Annotated in this window: 14 protein-coding genes and 1 tRNA gene; 6 read left to right on the forward strand and 9 right to left on the reverse strand. The window is 39.2% G+C overall.

Translation table 11 applies throughout. From position 1 onward, the window contains the following. The 9 genes from ABEG20_RS13365 to ABEG20_RS13405 all read right to left on the reverse strand — a co-directional run bounded on the left by ABEG20_RS13365 (position 1) and on the right by ABEG20_RS13405 (position 12,377). Positions 1-1,563, reverse strand: a complete 1,563-nt coding sequence (locus ABEG20_RS13365; RefSeq protein ID WP_406823831.1) for a S41 family peptidase — start codon at positions 1,561-1,563, stop codon at positions 1-3. Between the two features lie 65 nt (positions 1,564-1,628). Then, a complete protein-coding gene (locus ABEG20_RS13370) occupies positions 1,629-3,629 on the reverse strand; it encodes a TlpA family protein disulfide reductase (protein WP_406823832.1) in 2,001 nt (666 codons plus the stop codon). 14 nt (positions 3,630-3,643) lie between these two features. Further along, the gene (locus tag ABEG20_RS13375; protein WP_406823833.1) at positions 3,644-5,029 is read right to left on the reverse strand and encodes a RagB/SusD family nutrient uptake outer membrane protein; all 1,386 of its coding nucleotides are present in this window, start codon (positions 5,027-5,029) and stop codon (positions 3,644-3,646) included. 5 nt (positions 5,030-5,034) lie between these two features. Further along, on the reverse strand, positions 5,035-8,643 hold the full coding sequence (locus tag ABEG20_RS13380; RefSeq protein ID WP_406823834.1) for a SusC/RagA family TonB-linked outer membrane protein: 3,609 nt from the start codon (positions 8,641-8,643) through the stop codon (positions 5,035-5,037). A gap of 141 nt (positions 8,644-8,784) precedes the next feature. Beyond that, on the reverse strand, positions 8,785-9,966 hold the full coding sequence (locus ABEG20_RS13385) for a FecR family protein (protein WP_406823835.1): 1,182 nt from the start codon (positions 9,964-9,966) through the stop codon (positions 8,785-8,787). Positions 9,967-10,068: 102 nt separating this feature from the next. Beyond that, positions 10,069-10,647 carry an RNA polymerase sigma factor gene (locus ABEG20_RS13390; RefSeq protein WP_293744111.1) on the reverse strand — a complete coding sequence of 193 codons (579 nt, stop codon included), beginning with the start codon at positions 10,645-10,647 and terminating at the stop codon, positions 10,069-10,071. Positions 10,648-10,760: 113 nt separating this feature from the next. After that, positions 10,761-10,834 (reverse strand) — tRNA-Arg (locus tag ABEG20_RS13395). 99 nt (positions 10,835-10,933) lie between these two features. Then, positions 10,934-11,398, reverse strand: coding sequence for a redoxin domain-containing protein (locus ABEG20_RS13400; protein ID WP_293743597.1), 465 nt, complete (start codon positions 11,396-11,398; stop codon positions 10,934-10,936). A gap of 76 nt (positions 11,399-11,474) precedes the next feature. Beyond that, positions 11,475-12,377 (reverse strand): SDR family oxidoreductase, encoded by a 903-nt coding sequence (locus ABEG20_RS13405; protein ID WP_406823836.1) that lies wholly within the window; start codon positions 12,375-12,377, stop codon positions 11,475-11,477. A gap of 291 nt (positions 12,378-12,668) precedes the next feature. On the opposite strand from ABEG20_RS13405, the gene atpD reads away from it, so the two are divergent. The 6 genes from atpD (at position 12,669) to ABEG20_RS13435 (ending at position 19,517) form a co-directional block, all read left to right on the forward strand. Next, a complete protein-coding gene (gene atpD, locus ABEG20_RS13410; RefSeq protein WP_090498722.1) occupies positions 12,669-14,171 on the forward strand; it encodes a F0F1 ATP synthase subunit beta in 1,503 nt (500 codons plus the stop codon). Positions 14,172-14,246: 75 nt separating this feature from the next. Further along, positions 14,247-14,492, forward strand: coding sequence for an ATP synthase F1 subunit epsilon (atpC, locus tag ABEG20_RS13415; protein WP_025145830.1), 246 nt, complete (start codon positions 14,247-14,249; stop codon positions 14,490-14,492). 941 nt (positions 14,493-15,433) lie between these two features. Beyond that, complete coding sequence (ilvE, locus tag ABEG20_RS13420; protein WP_406823837.1) at positions 15,434-16,324, forward strand: branched-chain-amino-acid transaminase; 891 nt, start codon at positions 15,434-15,436, stop codon at positions 16,322-16,324. A gap of 77 nt (positions 16,325-16,401) precedes the next feature. Then, positions 16,402-16,980: an O-methyltransferase gene (locus ABEG20_RS13425; protein ID WP_406823838.1), complete on the forward strand. Its 579-nt coding sequence runs from the start codon at positions 16,402-16,404 to the stop codon at positions 16,978-16,980. 245 nt (positions 16,981-17,225) lie between these two features. Next, positions 17,226-18,908, forward strand: a complete 1,683-nt coding sequence (gene ilvD, locus ABEG20_RS13430; RefSeq protein WP_406823839.1) for a dihydroxy-acid dehydratase — start codon at positions 17,226-17,228, stop codon at positions 18,906-18,908. A gap of 48 nt (positions 18,909-18,956) precedes the next feature. Beyond that, positions 18,957-19,517 carry an ORF6N domain-containing protein gene (locus tag ABEG20_RS13435; RefSeq protein WP_406823840.1) on the forward strand — a complete coding sequence of 187 codons (561 nt, stop codon included), beginning with the start codon at positions 18,957-18,959 and terminating at the stop codon, positions 19,515-19,517. Positions 19,518-19,519 lie beyond the last annotated feature (2 nt).

The raw sequence follows: 19,519 nt of genomic DNA on the forward strand, positions 1-19,519 counted from the left end.
TTAGTTTTTTTTCTTTTGATTTGGAGATGATTTACTATTGGTACTTCCATCCAATAATTTGTCGTATGTGGCTTTAGAGTTAAGGATAGATAAGGCAGTATTAAAGGCGCTACTGGATTCGTTACGAATGCGAAGGGCATAACCTTTACCTACGTACAACATATCTGCTATGGCGGCTTTAAGTTCTATATTGATGGTTTTTCGTGCAACAGGCGCTGTTTTTGCAGGCATTTTGACACGGAGTTTTGCTGCGGCATCAAAAATCCCATCCACCATGGTTTCTTCCACTTTGAAGCCCTGATCGAAAGCCTCAAAATTGGGATAGGTAGCTGTGAGCTCATTACGATTCTGTTGCACCAGTTCAAAGGCTACTTTATTCACTAAACCACTATTCATAATTTGATTCAGCCAGGTACTATATAATGCTGTATCTATCGGAACAAACTGATCGGGCATGATCCCCCCGCCGCCATACACCGTTCTTTTATGATTAAGTGTAGTGTATTTAAGCGAATCGGGAAAATGATAATGCCCTGCTTCTTTCAATTCACCCGAGGCCATTCTCCTGTTAAAATCTTCAAAATAATCGGCCTTGCCTTTGGTGTAAGGCTTCTGGATAGATCGGCCTGAGGGGGTATAATAGCGCGCGGCGGTTAACCTGATTACCGAACCATCGCTCAATGGCAATCCTTTCTGCATCAAGCCTTTTCCAAAGGTTCTGCGCCCTACAATAACGGCCCGATCCCAGTCTTGCAAAGCACCGGTCAGAATTTCACTGGAAGAAGCGGTCGATTCGTCAACCAAAACCACCAGTTCGCCATCCATAAACTGCCCGAAACCACCGGTTAAGTAATAATCCTTTACGCCTGTATTGGTAACCGAATAAAAAACTGTTTTTTCAGGCGGGAGAAATTCATCTGCAACGCCAATGGCCATATCTACTATGCCTCCGCCATTCATTTGTAAATCCAGGATCAGCTTGGTCATGCCCTGAGCCTTCAGGCTTTTTAAGGCGGCATCCATTTCGCGGCGGGTAGATTGACTGAAGACAGATAGGGCAATATAACCAATCTGCCTGGTAACCATGTAACTGGCCGTAATGGATAATTCGGCGATCTGCTCCCGCATTACTGTGAACTTTAAAGGTTCCGGCTGCCCTTTACGCCTGATGGCCAGGTCAACGGCTTTTCCTTTTTCTCCCCTCAGTAATCGCATCACTTCCTGGTTTTTCAGGTTTTTACCTAGAATTGTCTGACCATCTACGCTTACAATCTGATCGCCCACCTTTAAGCCTACGCGGGCAGCAGGTCCGTCTGGATTTACACTGATGATAAACGTACTGTCTGAAAGCATCGCGAATCCGATCCCAATGCCGGCAAAACTTCCCGACATGGATTCGTTCATGGCCTCCACCTCTTCGCGGCTGATGTAGCTGGAATGCGGATCAAGACTGCCCAACATGCCCTTGATAGCGGCATCTACAACGGGTTCATCATTTACCGGATCTACATAGTTATCCTGGATCAGCTTTAAAGCATCCTGTAGCTTAACCTTCGGATTCATCTGAGCCTGAACAGAAAGCCCTATCCAAAAGGAAAAAAAGGCTGTAATTATCGTTTTTCTTATCATTATTTCTCTGCTCTTAAAATCTCAATGGCGGTTGATAATTCATCGCGTAGCTGACTCGGGCTACCGGAATATCCTTCTGAACTATAGCGTACTACGCCGTTTTTTACAATGATTTTGCGTGGAATGGAAGACTGTTTAAACAATGGTAACAGGCTTTTGAATACCTGGTCCTGCGCTCCAGTTGAACTAACCGCATCATGCAAAAGGTTGAAACGAAAGCCCTGACTTTTTACATAGTTCACAGATTTGGCTTTGTAATCGCCGGTTTGCATCGTACCGATCATGTACACTGCCACTTGCGGGTCTTTTGCATACTGATCTACCAGTAATTGCATCCCTGGAAAAGCTTCGATACAAGGTCTGCACCAGGTGGCCCAGAAATCAATCACTACAATTTTATTTACCCAATCATTAGAGTTTACCATTTTACCGTTGGCATCTTCCAGGCTGAAAGGCTTTAACGGATAATTGACCATATTGGCCAATGCATGGGCTTTCAATTCTGCCTTTTTATCGCTTGGTAACAGAGATGATAAATATTCCTCATAGCCTTTTTCCTGACCCTGGTGTTCGCTTTTATATAATTCCTTTAATTTGGCGAACATGTCAGGCGTAACCGCATTGGCTGCTACGCTGTTTTCAAGCAAGGGTTTAATGGCCTGGTCATCTTTCAGTTCGCTCAATACACGAAGATGCATGGCATTCATATCGGCGTTATCATAAGTGCCCTCTTTAGATAGGTACTGAAAAAAGTTTTTTGCTGCTGCGAAATCTTTTTGGTTAATGGCTAACGCAACATGAGTAAATAAACGATCGTCCATTTGCTTATCGGCGTTTTCCTGTGCTTTTACCGCATCCCTGCCGAAGTCGGCCAGATAAGACTGATCATGCTGGCGTTCTAACAGGTAAGGGATAATCTTTTTGCTCAATTCGTAAAGTAATTTATAATCGGCTTTACCAGACATGGACATTTGATTCCGGGTAATGTTCCAGCGATAAATTTCGTTGGCCGTTCTAAAATCAATATCCTTAAACAGCGATAAGAATTGATCTATTTGATTACCATCGAAATAATTGGTGCCCAGCCCCCTGTAAATCTCATAATATAAAAAGCCTTTGTCATCCGGGTTTTTCTTCCACTCTGCATAAGGATATTTTTTAAGAAAATCTTCAGATGCCAATTGATAAGCTTTTGCTGAAGCTCCTTTAGTTGCGGCACGGAAACTCAATAATTTTGCTGCTCCGCTTTTTGGCTGGTACTGGAAAATCAGTTTTTCTATTTCTTTTGCCTGCCGATCCCGTTTTTCGCGGATATAGTAATTATGGGCTTCTGTTAACAATGCTTCACTATATTTTTCCTTTTTGATGGACGACTGTATTGCTGCATCGGCAAAGGCATTAAAGTCTTCAGCAGGCATTGTTGAACGTTTTAAATTAAGATAGGTGAAAAGCACTGGTCCGGCCCCAATTGATTTACCGGAGATTTTCTCTTCTTCTTTTAACAGAGAATCAGTGATTTGGGTATTTTTTTCGGTCGAAACAAAACTATTTAAACTCCAATCGCCGGTTAAGTTGGCCCTTAATGCAGCTTCTGCCAGATAACTGCCAGTCTGTGCTTTTCCGTTGTTACCTACAACCCTGGTAAAATACCCTTTGCCATGATTATTATCACTGGCTTCCGGTGTCTCGACTGGCCCCTGATAAAATTTTAAAGCAAGGAAAACAGCATTTGCAGGCAGCGTATAATTGGCTTGCCATTCGTCTTGATCCTTTTTCAGTGTAAGCGACACAGTATCCCAGCGTTTGCCATCAAAATAGGCCAGTGTTGCTTTGGGCTCGTCGCTAAATTCAAGGTCACCACCTTTTGCCTGGTAATAAAATGTGGCTGGTTGATTTTGCCTTAACAATTCTGGTTTCCAGGTTAAGGTCTGGGCTGCCAACTGCTGCCCAAAAAAAGGGCAAAGCAGTAGCAGACCATTCAGTAAAAGATTTTTTTTCATAAGCTTTCCGTAGATTATCTCGGATTCTGTTGCAATTCGGGGTTTAATAAAATATACTTATCACCTATCGGATAGATATAGCGATTTGAAGTTGGGGAGAGTGTATAATCTGTTCCTTTGTAATTACGCGTTTTGGTTTGGGTAAAGGCGTCATCAAGCATTAATCTCTTCTGATCAAACCAGCGTAAACCTGTGCCAAACAACTCCTTTCTCTTTTCTTCCACCACAATCCTTAAGGCATCAGCAGCAGACGAAGCCGTTAAAGGCGCATAATTGGCGTTATTAAAACGCTTGATCCTGAGGTTATTTACCACGGTCATGGCGTCGGCCGTCTGACCTGCTCTCGCTAAACATTCTGCTTTGATGAGCATGATTTCAGGTACCGATGGGCCATTGTTAATAACGAATTCACCATTTACCAGATACTTGCATGAAGCCCTCCCTGTAAATGCAGTGCTAAACTGACCAGGAAATCTGCTTCTAACATCTGTATAAATTTTATATCGCAAATCTGTTGTGCCTAAAGATGTAAGCAAATCGTTGCTTAATGAGGTAGCGGGAATAACCACATTCGCAATTTTAGAAAATATAACCTCGGGATTTACCAATCTTACCGGAAGCGTCATCGGCGTATTTTCATAAGCCTTTAAATCGATCAAACCACTTTGCAAGGCTAAGGTGCTATCAGCATATAAAGCAGCATTATTAAAATCACGCATGCTCAAATATGTTTTTGAGAATAGCGCGTAAGCCGCAGCTTTACTCGGACGTACATTAAAATCAGCAATGGCCGGTAAACGACTTATTGAAGTTCTTAAATCTTTAAGAATCTGCGAATAAACTTCAGCTACTGGAGTTCTACTTAATTTAGTATACAGGTTAGGCGTAGTAAGCAGGGGAACCCCAAAATCAGTAGCGGCAGTTGCACTGCTGTACTGCTTGCCGTACATATTTACCAATATTAAATAGGCATAGGCACGATGAACCAGTGCTTCAGCATAAATGGTTTGTTTTTCGGTTTCGTTACCACCTTGTGATGTCAACACACCTTGTAAAACTTCGTTGCACACATAGATAGTTTTATACTGCCTTTCCCAATCACCATCGCTTTGAGTATCGGACGTATATTTACTTGCCCAGGTATACACATTGGCAAAAATATCAGCAGATGCGGAGCTTAACGCATTTTGCCGTACCTGATCGGTAATTTCAATATCATCACCAGATAAAATCGGATATGAAAATGTACCTTCTAAAACATTATTGTTGTTTAACGTATTTCTATAGTCGGAGGTATATTTTAGCGTTCTGATTGAAAGCTGATCAATCTCCACATATTTTCTGCAGCCTGCCATAGCAATTGCTAAAGCAAACAATATAATTGAATATCTCTTTTTCATGTTAATTATAGTGTTGCGTTTATTCCAAAGACATAACTAGGCGTAGGCGTGGTGCTACCAAAGTTTCCATTGTTGATATATTCTGGATCGATACCATCTTTGTTAGCTCTCCAAACAATTCCCAGATTTCTTACATTGGCAGAAACGGATACTGATTTTACGAAGTTGCGAGGAAGGTATCGTTGCGGAACAATATAGGCCAGCGAAATTTGCTGTAAACGGATGTTATCTGCTTTCCTAACCACGGCATCCGAGAAACGATAGCGATTGATACTGTTAAAATTTACATTAGCAATTCCTGGAACATCGGTAATAGCCTCATCACCAGGATTTCTCCAACGATCAGCGATATCACCTGCTCTTCCCAAAACGCCTGAATAGGCAAACGTTGTTGCAGAAGGATAGTTAGAATTGGTAATGGTGTTCTTCAGGAAAACATGCCCGAAATAACCTGTAAATCTTATACCCAAATCAAACTGACCATATTTAAAGTTGTGGTTAAAACCTGTACTAAAAGGAGCATACAGCCTACCTACATTAACCAAATCTTCTTTCGTAAATGCAGATGTAAGCGTGGTTGTATTGTTGATAATATTATTGTTACGGTCAAAAATTTGAGTTTGTCCTTTATTATCAAGTCCGGCGAAACGATAAACATATAGTGTACCTAAAGGAACACCTTCGATTACCGCAGCATTACCAGCAATAGTGCTACCATTATTAATAAACCGAGAATCGTTAACCTTATTGGTATTATAGCCGACATTAAGTATTGATTTCCAGCTAAATCTGCCCGCCCTGATTATTTCTCCGTTTAAAGAGAATTCGTAGCCATGACCGCTCAAAGTTCCGCTATTGAAACTCAAGATCGACCAGCCATAAGTAGCGTTGAAAGGAAATTGAGACAAGATGCCATAAGTTCTTTTATTATAAACATCAAAACTTCCATTTAATCGACCTTTAAATAAGCCAAAATCAAAACCTAAATTGGCCATTTTGGTAGTTTCCCATCCCAATTGTGAATTAGCAGGAGTTTCAATATTGGCGTAAGGCTGGTTGGTTCTAAAATCTGTTCCAGAAAGATTAAGTAGCGGCACATTGGTACCAGAAGTAGGAACGACACCAGCGGTACCAAGCGTAGCACGGACACTAAATGCATCAAGCCAGTTTATATCTCTTAAAAATGCTTCTTTATTCGCATTCCATCTTAAACCAACTGACCAGAATGGTTTAGCCCTTTTACATCTATCCAAGCCCAACAAAGTATAATCATCAAACCGTACACTACCGGTTACAAAGTACTTATCCATGTAACTGTAAGACGCATTACTGTAATAAGACAAGTATCTCTTACGTGAAGCAGCCAAGCTACTTAGGTTAGCACCTAACGACTGCGAGTAACCATATAAAGTTGGGTAGAGTTGGGTTGGGTTCACAGTTTTAATGGACCGTGTATCATCATCATATCCGTATCTCGTTTCGTTGGCCCCCTCAGATCGTGTTTCTCTAATTTCACTACCTGCAATGGCATTGAACTGATGTTTACCACCAATATTAAAATCAGAATTTAATTGCCCCCTTAATGTAGTTTCTGATGATGAAGTTCCATAGGTGATGTAACGACCGCCGTAAATAAGTCCGTTGGAAGCTTTACCATTAACCAATGGAGAAAATGTATTTACCAATATCCTGCCTGTATAACTATTCAATTCATCGAGCGTGTAGGTATTTCCAAACTGACGTTGGTTAGAGATAGATAGATCGGCATTTAACCATTTTGCTATTTTACCATTTAACCCAGCACTTATTCTAATCACATTGTTTCTGGAAATGGAATTGGAATAATTTAATTCATCCAAAGTATTATAAGTGAATGGCAGATAACCTTGTCCAACAAGTTTATTGGCAAAATCATCGCGAAAAATAATGTTTCTTCCAATGCTGTTTCCATTTGCATCAATTAAAAGATCATAGGGGCGCAGCGCTGTGGTACTCACAGATACTGCATTGGCTGCCGCCGGATTATATTGAGATTTTGTATACTGATAGTTGAACAATGCCCTTAAGGTTACTTTTTTGTTCAGGAAATCAGTTGATGTATTTGCGTTTACAAATGCATTCTCTCCATAATTACTTTTAAAAATTGGTGTATCTTTTGTATAGTTTCCTGAAATATAATAGGTACTGTTTTCCGATCCGCCTGAATAAGAAAGGTTATATTGATGATTAATGGCATTCTGCAACAAATATTTTTCTATCTGTTGTGATCCATTTCTTGATCCAATTTCTGCTAAAGCAGCATCACGCTGTGCTAGTGTGATTGTACCCCTTTTGTACCTGAACATCCATTCCGTAGCTTCACTGTTGTTCTGCGTGTAAACTTCATTTCCAGGTGTTGCAGATGCAGGATCAGCTATTAATCCCTTATCAACCATTTCCTGCTCCAGATCAACATACTGCGCACTGTTCATCCAGTGTAAATCTTTTATTGAAGGGTTTTTTGAAATACCAAATGTATAACCCACGTTTAAGGTTGGCGCAATTTTTCTGCCTTTTTTAGTTTCAATCACAATTACACCATTTGCTGCTCTGAAACCCCAGATAGAGGTTGCCGAAGCATCTTTTAAAAAGGTAATCTGCTCGATATCGGCAATGTTGATATTGCTGATGACAGAATTACCAAAAGTATTTGCACCGACCTGATTAGTTAGTGTTGCCCGGTCACTTGAATTCATCAAAGGAAATCCGTCTAACACAATTAATGGGGTGCCGCTATTGCCTGCGTAATTGTTCACCCCTCTTATCTGTATATTGTTTCCTTTAATATCAAACTTTACACCTGCCACCTGGCCTTCCAACCGCTCCATGATATTAACTGCAGGATTGGTCTGCAACTCTTTACCCGTAACTACCGAGTAAGCACCGGCTGCCCGTTCTTTACTGATTTTCTGGTAACCGTTAGATACTACGCTAACCTCTTCCAGCGCTGATGAAGCCGCCGTTAGTTTTACGTAATAGCTAACAGTTTTTCTGTCCACAAAAATTTCTTCCCCTTTATATCCTATATAGGAGATTTGTAATACATAACCATTGGCAGGAACATCCTTGATAAGGATATCCCCATCCTTATCAGTTACATACATTTTGTTAATGGTTTTATTATATACGTTAGCTCCGGGAAGCGGACGTCCTAACGAATCTCTGATGCTCACCTTAACATCAATGTCTTTTACCAGATCAACCAGTTTATCGGCAATACTTCGTTCCTTAATGACAATGGTTTTACCGTCGACAGAAAAAGTGAGTGGCTGGTTGTTTAACGACTTTTGAACGGCTTCTAAAACATTAACCTGATTCACCTGGATAGAAACCGGCCTGGCATCTAAAATGAGGTTAAGATCATAGATGATGTTATATCCACTTTGTCGGCGAATTTCTTTCAGGACGCGTTCCAAAGGCGCATTTTTTTCAACAATGGAAACTTTTTGTGCCTTGGTTGATGCACTTAATTGCATTAAAGCCGCCAAGAGAATCACAGCCGTCAATCGCATAACGAGTAGCAGTTTGCGGAGCTGCCTGTTGGGCAACCCGAGTGAAGTAAAATTTTTATACATTTGTTTGTTTGGTTTAGTGCATCTGGCCTGGGCTTCGAAATCAAGACCTGATGCGTGATTAGTTGATTATTATAGTCGACTACCAAATTATCCAGGGGTGCCGCCAAGCACTTCTGGTTTTTTTTGGAATCGTTTTTAATTTTATCTGGAAACGATTACCCTCCTTCCTTCAAGTTTAAAGTGTACTTTTCCTGTTAACTGAATATGATTGAGTACTTCTGAAATATTGGTGCCTCTCGACATCCAACCACCAAGCATTAAATTTTCTGGTGCCGTTTCTTCATATACGATTTCCACATCATACCATCGGGCTACCTTTCTCATCGCAGTACGTAAATCTTCCCTAAATACAAATTCTCCGTTTTTCCAGGCAACCGCCATTTCGGTATCTGCCTGTTGCACCTTTATGCCTTCATTACTTAATTTGGCCAGTTGCCCCGGTTTAAGCAGTGTAGCTTGATCATTGTTCAAAGCAACCTTTACGCTTCCCTTCAATAAAGTAGTATTAATAAATGGCTCATCAGCATAGGCATTGATATTAAAATGCGTACCCAGCACCTCTACTTTTTCTGATGGAGTTTGGTTTTTAACAACTGTTACGGAAAATGGTACCCTTCCTTTAGGTCCTTCCATATGCGCTACTTCAAAATATCCCTCTCCGGTTAAGGTTACGTTTCTTCCGCTTAAAGCAAAAGCTGTTGGATATTTTAAAGATGACCCTGCATTTAGCCAAACTTTTGATCCATCAGGTAAAATGACCGCGTATTGCCCGCCGATAGGCGTGGTAATGGTATTAAATCCAACGTTTTTACCTTTTGCTTTTAAGGCTTTATAAACCAAAGTTCCATCAGCAGATTTGGTAATTTCAATGCCAGCTTCGGTAGCAATTTTTCCAACAGCGTTGTTATTTAAATCAATCACCTTACCATCAGATAAAGTTAATATGGCCTTATCAGTACCAGCAGGCAGATCATATTTTTTTGCGACCACAAACCGATCTGGAGTGGTATTATTATTTTTAAGCATCAGGTAACCTGCGCCCGCTATTAATAATACACTTGCAGCGATTCCTATTGAAATAATTCTTTTGTATGGCCTGGTCAGTTTCGCAACTTTAGGCGATTCTCCCTCTGTATGCGAAACACCAGCGATAATTTTATTCCAGATTTTTGCTTCCAATTTTTCATATGCTATTGGCGGATCGATCGATTTATTTTCTTCAGCTTTTAACAAATACCAGGTTTCCAATTGGGCTTTTTGCTTTTCATTAAGTTTATTATGCAGATAGTCTCTGATAAATCCACTTATAGTTTGTTTGTTCATGTTTTTTATAGGAAGTATAATAGTAATGACAGGCAGCTCGGGCCAATGTTGTATCCAACATTAAAAAAAAGTTACTTTTTTATTAATTTATTAGAAAAAGTGCTATAATGCAGTGAAAAAGGAAGGCAAATGATTGCCAAATTTGGTTCGCAGCGTAGAAATAGCTTTGTTCATCTGTGTTTTTACAGTGAGTTCAGAAATATCCATGATACCTGCAATTTCTTTGTAAGAAAGATTTTGTTTTCGCTTTAATTCGAAAACCTCGCGCATTCTGGGAGGAAGTTTTTCAATTTCCTCTTCAATCAGTTTGGCCAAGATCCGTTCTCTGATGAGGTGATCGGTAATTTCCTGTGCCTGATCCAAAAACTGACCAAGATCGGTTAAATAAGCATGATGCACCTGGTTTTTACTAAAAAAATTCAAAATTGCATTTCTGGTAGAAACATACAGATATGCACCAATTGAAGTATCGGATGGCAATTGAGGTGCTTTCTGCCACAACCTGGTAAATACCTCCTGAACCACATCCTCGCTTTCGTTCTCTTCTTTGAGCATCCGAAAGGCATGTTTATAAAGCAATGGCCAGTATCGGCTATAAATTTCTGAAAAAGCCTTATTATCTTGAGCTATTAACAGCGAAAGTAATTTATCATCACCATATGTGGCATAATCCTGGTCCATTGATGAGTAAAAATAGAACTTATTTACGGTAAATAGAAATGGGTAAAATGCACATGGAGGATAATTTCCACATCAAATAAAAAAGGATACTGCTAAAAGCAATATCCTTTTCGTGCACTCGTAGGGATTCGAACCCCAAACCTTCTCATCCGTAGTGAGATGCTCTATCCAATTGAGCTACGAATGCATTTCCGTATCGTTAACGGACTGCAAAGGTATAATTTGATATTTTAATTTCCAATTAAATTTTAAAAAAATCTTAAAATAATTCTTTGCAGATTTTGCCTTATGCGCTTAAAGCTTCATTAATTGCTTTGAAATCAGGCAAATCCTTTGCATTTTCCAAAACTTCGGCATAAGCAATTTTTCCTTCTTCATCAATTACAAAAGCTGCTCTTTTCGACACACCTTTTAATCCGAAGAAAAACTCATCGTAAAAAGCACCATAAGCTGAAGATACTTCTTTGTTAAAATCAGATAATAATGGAAACTGATAATTTTGCTCTTCTTTGAACTTAGCCAAAGAGAAAGGAGAATCAACTGATATGCCAATTACCTGGGCATCTATTCCTTCATAATAACTGAAATTATCACGCATCGTACATAACTGTTCTGTACATGTTCCGGTAAAAGCCATCGGAAAAAAGTGAATAATTACTTTTTTGCCTTTAAAACCAGAAAGCGAAACTTCGGTTAAATCAGAACTGTATAGTTTAAAATCTGGGGCGGTATCGCCAACTTGTATTGCCATTGGATTTTTTATTTAAAATATGTTGTTAATGTTTTCATTGCTTGGAGACTCACGACTTCAGACTATCGACTCCGGACTATCCTTTCATTTGCTGTTCCAAAATTAACAATCCTTCCTCAAAAGAATGCGGATTATATCCTAAATCTTTAATGGCCTTATCCAGCACAAATCCCGTTTTTACAGGCCGTTTAGCGGTCTGGTTTAAACTTGCTGAACTGATTTCATTAATAAACGACTGATCCAGTTTCCAATAATCAGCAACCTTTCTCACTAAACCGGCGATAGTCATATAATCTTTACCCGATATGTGATAAATCCCCCTGGCATCATGCTCAACGGCCAACAGGCAGGCCTCGGCCAAATCTTCTGCCAGGGTTGGCATACGCCACTGATCATTCACGACATTTATGGGCAATGCTTTTTCCAAGGCACCCTTAGCCCAAAGCACAATATTGCTCCTGCTCATGTCGTAGCTAATCCCATAAACCAGTATTGTTCTTAAAATAGCATAATTTGCTTTTGAATTTTTGATCAGTTCTTCAGCCATCACCTTCGATTTGCCGTAATAATTAACCGGATTTACCGCATCATCCTCTTTGTAAGGTCCGTTTTTTCCATCAAAAACAAAATCGGTACTCAAATGGATCAATTGAATATTTTTTCCCTCGCATATAGATAACAAGGTTGCCACTGCATCAACATTTAACCGATGACAAAGCGCCTTATTGGCCTCAGAAGTATCTACATTAGTCATTGCAGCGGTGTGGATAACTGCATCAGGACGATGTTTTTCAATAACCGCTTTTACCTGCTCAGGGTTTAAGATATCCATTTCTGCATACTCATATCCTTTTTTAAAAGGATAACGGTTTATCCCTATTGAAGTAGCGATCAGGTTTACCCGCCCTTCCGCCAATACTTTTTCTGTTATTTTTTGACCTAAAAGTCCATTGCTGCCGGTAACAAGTATTCTTTTCATCCTTTATATTAATTTTATTATTTGTCAATTGCGATAGGTTTACGACAAAATTTCAAACTGATGAATTCGAGAACCCAATATAAAGATGAAATGTTGTATTGCGATTTAATGATTAGAAATAACAGGTTTTTGAGCAAATTTTTCACCAAAACTGGAGAAGATTTCGTGTGTTGAAAAATTTTGTAATATATATTTAAAATTCAGCAAGAATAACTTAACTTTGCCAACCGAATTGGAGCCCCTGTAAACAGCTTTAATTCATTGACTGTAATAAATTTACTCACAACAGATATGCCTAACTTAGGAAAAATAGCACAAATTATCGGCCCTGTGGTTGACGTTAGCTTTGCTGATGATGCCCATCTACCTAAAATTTTTGATGCGTTAGAGATAACGAAAGAAAATGGACAAAAAATTGTTTTAGAAGTTCAACAGCACTTAGGTGAAGACCGTGTACGTGCAATTTCGATGGACTCTACCGATGGTTTGGTTCGTGGTATGCAAGTAGTTGATACTGGCGCTGCGATTAAAATGCCAGTTGGCGACCAGATTAAAGGTCGTTTATTTAATGTAGTTGGAGAAGCGATTGACGGTATCAACACGGTTGATAAAACAGACGGTCGTCCTATCCATGCAACTCCTCCTAAGTTTGAAGATTTATCTACTGAAACTGAGGTGCTTTTTACAGGTATCAAAGTAATCGATTTATTAGAGCCTTATGCTAAAGGTGGTAAAATCGGTTTATTCGGTGGTGCTGGTGTAGGTAAAACGGTATTAATTATGGAGTTGGTTAACAACATCGCTAAAGCTTATGCTGGTTTATCAGTATTCGCAGGTGTTGGTGAGCGTACCCGTGAAGGTAACGATTTACTTCGTGAGTTTATCGAGTCAGGTGTAATCAACTATGGTGACGAATTCTTACACTCAATGGAAAAAGGTGGATGGGATTTGAAAGCTGTTGATACTGAAAAATTAAAAGAATCTAAAGCAACATTGGTTTTCGGTCAAATGAACGAGCCTCCTGGTGCACGTGCACGTGTAGCATTATCGGGATTAACCGTTGCTGAATATTTCCGTGATGGTGATGGCGAAGGCGCTGGAAAGGATATTCTTTTCTTCGTTGATAACATCTTCCGTTTTACCCAGGCAGGTTCTGAGGTATCGGCTTTATTAGGCCGTATGCCATCAGCGGTAGGTTACCAACCAACCTTAGCAACAGAGATGGGTTTAATGCAAGAGCGCATTACTTCAACCAAACGTGGATCAATCACTTCAGTACAAGCGGTATATGTACCTGCGGATGATTTAACTGACCCGGCTCCGGCAACTACTTTTGCCCACTTAGATGCTACAACAGTACTTTCGCGTAAAATTGCCGAATTAGGTATTTACCCAGCGGTAGATCCATTGGATTCTACTTCACGTATCCTTTCTCCAGCAGTTTTAGGTGATGAGCACTATAATACTGCACAACGGGTTAAAGAAACGTTACAACGTTATAAAGAATTACAGGATATCATCGCGATCTTAGGTATGGACGAATTATCTGAAGAAGATAAATTAGTGGTATCAAGAGCACGTCGTGTTCAGCGTTTCTTATCTCAACCTTTCCACGTAGCGGAGCAGTTTACAGGCTTAAAAGGTGTATTGGTTGACATTAAAGATACCATCAAAGGATTTAACATGATCATGGATGGTGAAGTTGATGAGTACCCTGAAGCTGCATTTAACTTGGTTGGTAGCATTGAAGATGCCATCGAAAAAGGTAAAAAATTATTAGCAGAAGCGAACTAAGAAATGCGTTAAGCGCTAAGTGCCATGCGTTTTTAAACGCTCCACACCTCACGCGCTACGCCAAACCAGAAAAAAATGAATTTAGAAATTTTAACTCCAGATAAAAAAGTTTTCGAAGGTGAAGTAACAGCAGTTACGGTTCCTGGTACTTTAGGTTCTTTTCAGATTTTAAAAGACCATGCCGCTATCATCTCTACTTTAGAAGATGGAGAAGTTATTATTAAAGCAAATAAAGCCGATGAGCAACGCTTTTTCATCAAAGGTGGTGTAGTTGAAGCTATCCATAACAAAATTGTGGTTTTAGCCGAAGGTATCGCTTAAGCAAAATAATCAACTCATTTGGAAAGCCTTCTGATTTTAAAATCGGGAGGCTTTTTTGTTGTTATCTTATTTTTATCTTGAGTTCGATTATTTATGAAAAGTAAATATTCAATTTAAGTATTTTTAAAGAGAACCATTACCAAAATGAACGAAAAACAAAAGGAGTTCGGGAACATTAAACTATTTGCAGCTGCATCCTGATTACAATGCTGTTAAGTAAGCTTGATAAGACGGGCGTTCAAATGCTATCCATTTCATTGCTATAGATTCTACCGGCAAATGATATTACTATACTAAATGCATATGTTTATAAATTTTTTTCCTAAATTATAAACGTATATTTCTTTATATCTCATAACCAAAACACCTCCATAATTTTCAACTTTCAGCATGCGTTAGCGCATTTTAGGCAGAAAAATAGAAAATTTACAATGCAAGCATAACAAATAGACCATATACCGTTTTGATATATGGTATACAACAGTCAACATTAAATAACTAATTCAACACCTATAAAGAATAATATTCCGATAATAAAATAAATTAAAGAATAATATTCCGAATTAACTTTTTTTTGATTTCTCTTGCATATTAATGAACCAAAAACTAAATTGGTTTTATAAACGATAAGATAATCATGACGATTGAAAATCACACCTTTAACCTCAAAGCATTGGCAGCAACAGTTGTTAGTGTGGTGTTATTTCCTGTCATTTTACTTAACCTCCTACTCCTAAATATTTTAGGCAAGAAGCGGACGCAGTTTAAATAGATTTTAAAAAACTAAATATACCTAAAGCGTCCCGATACAAACGGGACGCTTTTTTTAAATAACAAAACACAGTATTATGAACTTTCAATGATTAAGTAACCACAAAAATAAATGCTTATTTAATCATGGCAAGCGCCATCTGACTGACGAAAGAAAATAAAATAAACAGATGAAATATTATAATTCTAATACGATTATTTACCTTGACGGAGCTTTTGAAAAGGCTGTAAACAGCAGTACCGATCTTTATGGGCAATCGCTGCATTATGGTTATGCTGCTTTCGAGGGTATTAGAGCCTATAAAACGCACAATGGTAACCGCATTTTCAAAGCTGCAGCCCATTTCGACCGCCTGGAGCGTTCCTGCCAGTTGGCAAACATTCCCTTTCCATGGGATAAACAAGAATTGATTGCTGCAACCTATAAACTGCTTCAGTTAAATAAGCTCAAAGATGCTTATATCCGCCCATTGGTATTTTGCCACCCGAATATGAAATTAAACGAACCAAGTGGCGTTTCAATTTTAATATGCGCCTGGGAATGGGATGCGTATTCAGGTAATAAATTATTAAAATTAACCGTTTCTGATTACGAGAGGCCAAACCCAAAATCGGTTCCGATGGAAGCCAAGTTGAGTGGCAACTATGTTAATTCTATTTTGGCAACTACAGCGGCAAATATTAAAGGCTACGATGAAGCTTTACTTTTAGATATGCATGGCTTTGTTGCCGAAGCATCAGGAGCAAATATCTTCCTGGAAAAGGATGGAAAATTGTACACCCCATCTTTAGGGAATATTTTACCAGGTATTACACGTGCAACTGTAAAAGAACTTTGCACCGTTTTGGATATAGAATGTATCGAGAAAAAACTAACCATAGCAGACCTTAAAAATGCCGACAGTGCTTTTTTATGTGGAACAGCTACAGAAATAGCAGGCATTGCCGCTATTGATGATATTGTTTATCGCCCATTATGGAGAGAATCTGTTGGTTATACCATACAGCGTGCCTATAAGAACCTGGTGCTCGAAAAAGTGAATTACGAAGTGATTATATAGTTTGAAATCTATTGGTTCAAGCCAAAATAAAAAACTTAAAATATAAACAGAATAAGAATTGCGCAATTAGCAAGCAGATGACGGAAGAAATCAATCAAACTTATCCAAAAGCTTACCAGCAGATAAATGCGGCTACAGTGGCATCAGGATTTAGTATGGCATCTGACATATTAACGTGTTCTTTGCTTAAAACGCTTGCGACATCTAAACCTTCTGGCAGCTTTCTTGAACTTGGCACCGGAACTGGTTTATCCACAGCCTGGATATTGGCTGGTATGGATAAACATAGTACTTTGATCTCAATAGATAATGATGCTAGATTTTTAGCGATTGCGAAAGATTTTCTTAGCTACGACGACCGTTTAACCTTAATTGATACCGATGGTGCAGCGTGGTTTGGAAAAAATAATGATAAAAAATTCGATTACATATTTGCAGATACCTGGCACGGAAAATATTTGCTTTTGGATGAAGCAATTGCTATGCTCAACAAAGGTGGCCTTTATATAATCGATGATATGTTACCTCAACAAAATTGGCCTGATGGTCATCAGGAAAAAGCAATTAAGTTGATTAAGGATTTAGAATCCCGTGATGATTTGCATTTAACCAAACAAGTTTGGGCAACAGGAATCGTAATTGGGGTTAAAAAATAAAGAAATACAGTAAAATAGTTCTTTGCATTTTTAAAGAAGTTAGTATGTTTGTAGTTCAGTCGACGACATGAATACATATACAAACATTATTAGCAACCTTATTATTGTCATTTCTAAAAAAAGAGGTGGAAATCGTTGCGTATAATATAAAATATACCCATATCGAAACCGCCTCCGAAACGAGGCGGTTTTTTTTTTGCCTCAACATATTATAACTAACAGAACCAGAATATACATTTTAAACAATGAGCGAATTAAACAAGTACAGTAAAACATTTACACAAGATCCTACGCAACCGGCTGCTCAGGCTATGCTTTACGGAATCGGTTTAACCGATGCTGATATGGCTAAGGCACAGGTTGGTATCGCCAGTATGGGCTACGATGGCAACACCTGCAACATGCACTTAAATGACCTTGCAAAAGACGTCAAAGCAGGGGTCTGGAAAAATGATTTAGTGGGCTTGGTTTTTAACACCATTGGTGTAAGTGATGGGATGAGCAACGGTACTGATGGTATGCGTTACTCATTAGTGAGCCGCGATGTCATTGCCGACAGCATTGAAACCATCTGCGGCGGACAATATTATGATGGCATCATTTCCATTCCTGGCTGTGATAAAAATATGCCGGGCGCCATCATGGCCATGGCTCGTTTAGATCGTCCTTCTATTATGGTTTACGGCGGTACAATTGCCCCAGGACACTATAAAGGCGAAGAACTGAATATTGTTTCAGCATTCGAGGCATTAGGACAAAAAATCTGCGGCAATCTTTCTGACGAAGATTATCAGGGCATCATCAAACATACCTGCCCGGGTGCAGGCGCCTGTGGTGGGATGTATACAGCCAATACCATGGCATCGGCAATTGAGGCTTTAGGTATGAGTTTGCCTTATTCATCTTCAAATCCGGCCATCAGTCCGGAGAAAAAACAAGAATGTTTAGATGCAGGTAAATACATCAGAATCTTGTTGGAAAAAGATATCAAACCATCGGATATCATGACGCGCAAAGCATTCGAAAATGCCATCCGTTCAATCATCATATTAGGCGGAAGTACCAATGCAGTGCTGCACTTTATTGCAATGGGTAAAGCTATCGGAGTAGAAATTACGCAGGATGATTTCCAGCGCATGAGCGATGTAACACCCGTACTGGCCGATTTCAAACCGAGCGGAAAATACCTGATGCAGGATTTGCACCAATATGGCGGAATCCCTGCGGTATTAAAATATTTATTGAATGAAGGTTTACTTCATGGCGATTGTTTAACGGTTACCGGAAAAACAGTGGCTGAAAATCTTGCTGATGTGAAATCCATTATGGATTACGATCAGAAAATCGTTCAAAAATTAAGCGAACCCATCAAGGCAACAGGTCACTTGCAGATTCTTTACGGAAACCTGGCCGAAAAAGGTTCAGTAGCAAAAATCAGCGGTAAAGAAGGCGAAAAATTTGAAGGTCCCGCACGTGTTTTTGATGGTGAGCATGATTTAATTGCCGGTATTTCAAGCGGACGTGTTCAACCGGGTGACGTAATCGTAATCAAGAATTCAGGTCCGGTTGGTGCCCCGGGTATGCCAGAGATGTTAAAACCAACTTCTGCCATTATCGGTGCAGGTTTAGGTAAATCTGTAGCCCTGATTACGGATGGTCGTTTTTCTGGTGGTACACATGGTTTCGTGGTTGGTCACATTACACCTGAATCTTACAAAGGCGGTTTAATCGGCCTGGTTGAAGATGAAGACCGGATTTTGATCGATGCCGTAAACAACATCATCACTTTGCAGGTAAGCAACGAAGTGATTGCGGAACGTAGAAAAAACTATGTTCAGCCAGCATTAAAAGTAACAAAAGGTGTTTTATATAAATATGCTAAAACTGTGTCGGATGCAGCCAGTGGTTGTGTAACCGACGAATACTAAAATCAAAAAATCATCCCCCAGATTAATTGATTACTAAAAAAACAGATTATGCAAATAATTAAAAGTATTCAGAATAGGATTTATGAAATCAGGGGAGAAAGAGTCATGCTCGATTTCGATCTCGCATCACTTTATGAAGTGGAAACAAGAGTATTAAATCAGGCCGTAAAGCGTAATATTAAACGTTTTCCAGATGATTTTATGTTTCAGCTTACAAAACATGAGTTTGAAGGCTTGAGGGCTCAAATTGAAAACTTAAATCAGGGTATGTCATCACAAATTGTGATGACATACCCAACCAAAAGGCCAAGTTCAGCTTTGCTCTACGCTTTTACAGAACAGGGCGTTGCCATGCTTAGCGGAGTTTTAAAGAGCGATAAGGCGATTAATATGAACATTGCCATTATGAGAGCCTTTGTTGATGTGCGTAAAATATTGCTGAAACAGCACAACATTAATGAACAATTAACGGAGATTAAAGAACGGATTGGTGAACATGATGTTCAGCTCAATGAACTCTATGACGCCATGGAAAACCTAATTGACGAGAAAATTGCTCAGATTAAATGGAAAGACAGAGAAAGAATAGGGTTTAAAATTAAAGAATAATA

It is taken from the genome of Pedobacter sp. KACC 23697 (assembly GCF_045348445.1).
Taxonomy (GTDB): Bacteria; Bacteroidota; Bacteroidia; order Sphingobacteriales; family Sphingobacteriaceae; genus Pedobacter.

Coding starts and splice junctions, on each gene's coding strand:
- ABEG20_RS13365 (WP_406823831.1), bottom strand. CDS start 1,563: ATGAATCCGAAGGTTAAGCTACAGGATGCTTTAAAGCTGATCCAGGAT.
- ABEG20_RS13370 (WP_406823832.1), bottom strand. CDS start 3,629: ATGAAAAAAAATCTTTTACTGAATGGTCTGCTACTGCTTTGCCCTTTT.
- ABEG20_RS13375 (WP_406823833.1), bottom strand. CDS start 5,029: ATGAAAAAGAGATATTCAATTATATTGTTTGCTTTAGCAATTGCTATG.
- ABEG20_RS13380 (WP_406823834.1), bottom strand. CDS start 8,643: ATGTATAAAAATTTTACTTCACTCGGGTTGCCCAACAGGCAGCTCCGC.
- ABEG20_RS13385 (WP_406823835.1), bottom strand. CDS start 9,966: ATGAACAAACAAACTATAAGTGGATTTATCAGAGACTATCTGCATAAT.
- ABEG20_RS13390 (WP_293744111.1), bottom strand. CDS start 10,647: ATGGACCAGGATTATGCCACATATGGTGATGATAAATTACTTTCGCTG.
- ABEG20_RS13400 (WP_293743597.1), bottom strand. CDS start 11,398: ATGGCAATACAAGTTGGCGATACCGCCCCAGATTTTAAACTATACAGT.
- ABEG20_RS13405 (WP_406823836.1), bottom strand. CDS start 12,377: ATGAAAAGAATACTTGTTACCGGCAGCAATGGACTTTTAGGTCAAAAA.
- atpD (WP_090498722.1), top strand. CDS start 12,669: ATGCCTAACTTAGGAAAAATAGCACAAATTATCGGCCCTGTGGTTGAC.
- atpC (WP_025145830.1), top strand. CDS start 14,247: ATGAATTTAGAAATTTTAACTCCAGATAAAAAAGTTTTCGAAGGTGAA.
- ilvE (WP_406823837.1), top strand. CDS start 15,434: ATGAAATATTATAATTCTAATACGATTATTTACCTTGACGGAGCTTTT.
- ABEG20_RS13425 (WP_406823838.1), top strand. CDS start 16,402: ATGACGGAAGAAATCAATCAAACTTATCCAAAAGCTTACCAGCAGATA.
- ilvD (WP_406823839.1), top strand. CDS start 17,226: ATGAGCGAATTAAACAAGTACAGTAAAACATTTACACAAGATCCTACG.
- ABEG20_RS13435 (WP_406823840.1), top strand. CDS start 18,957: ATGCAAATAATTAAAAGTATTCAGAATAGGATTTATGAAATCAGGGGA.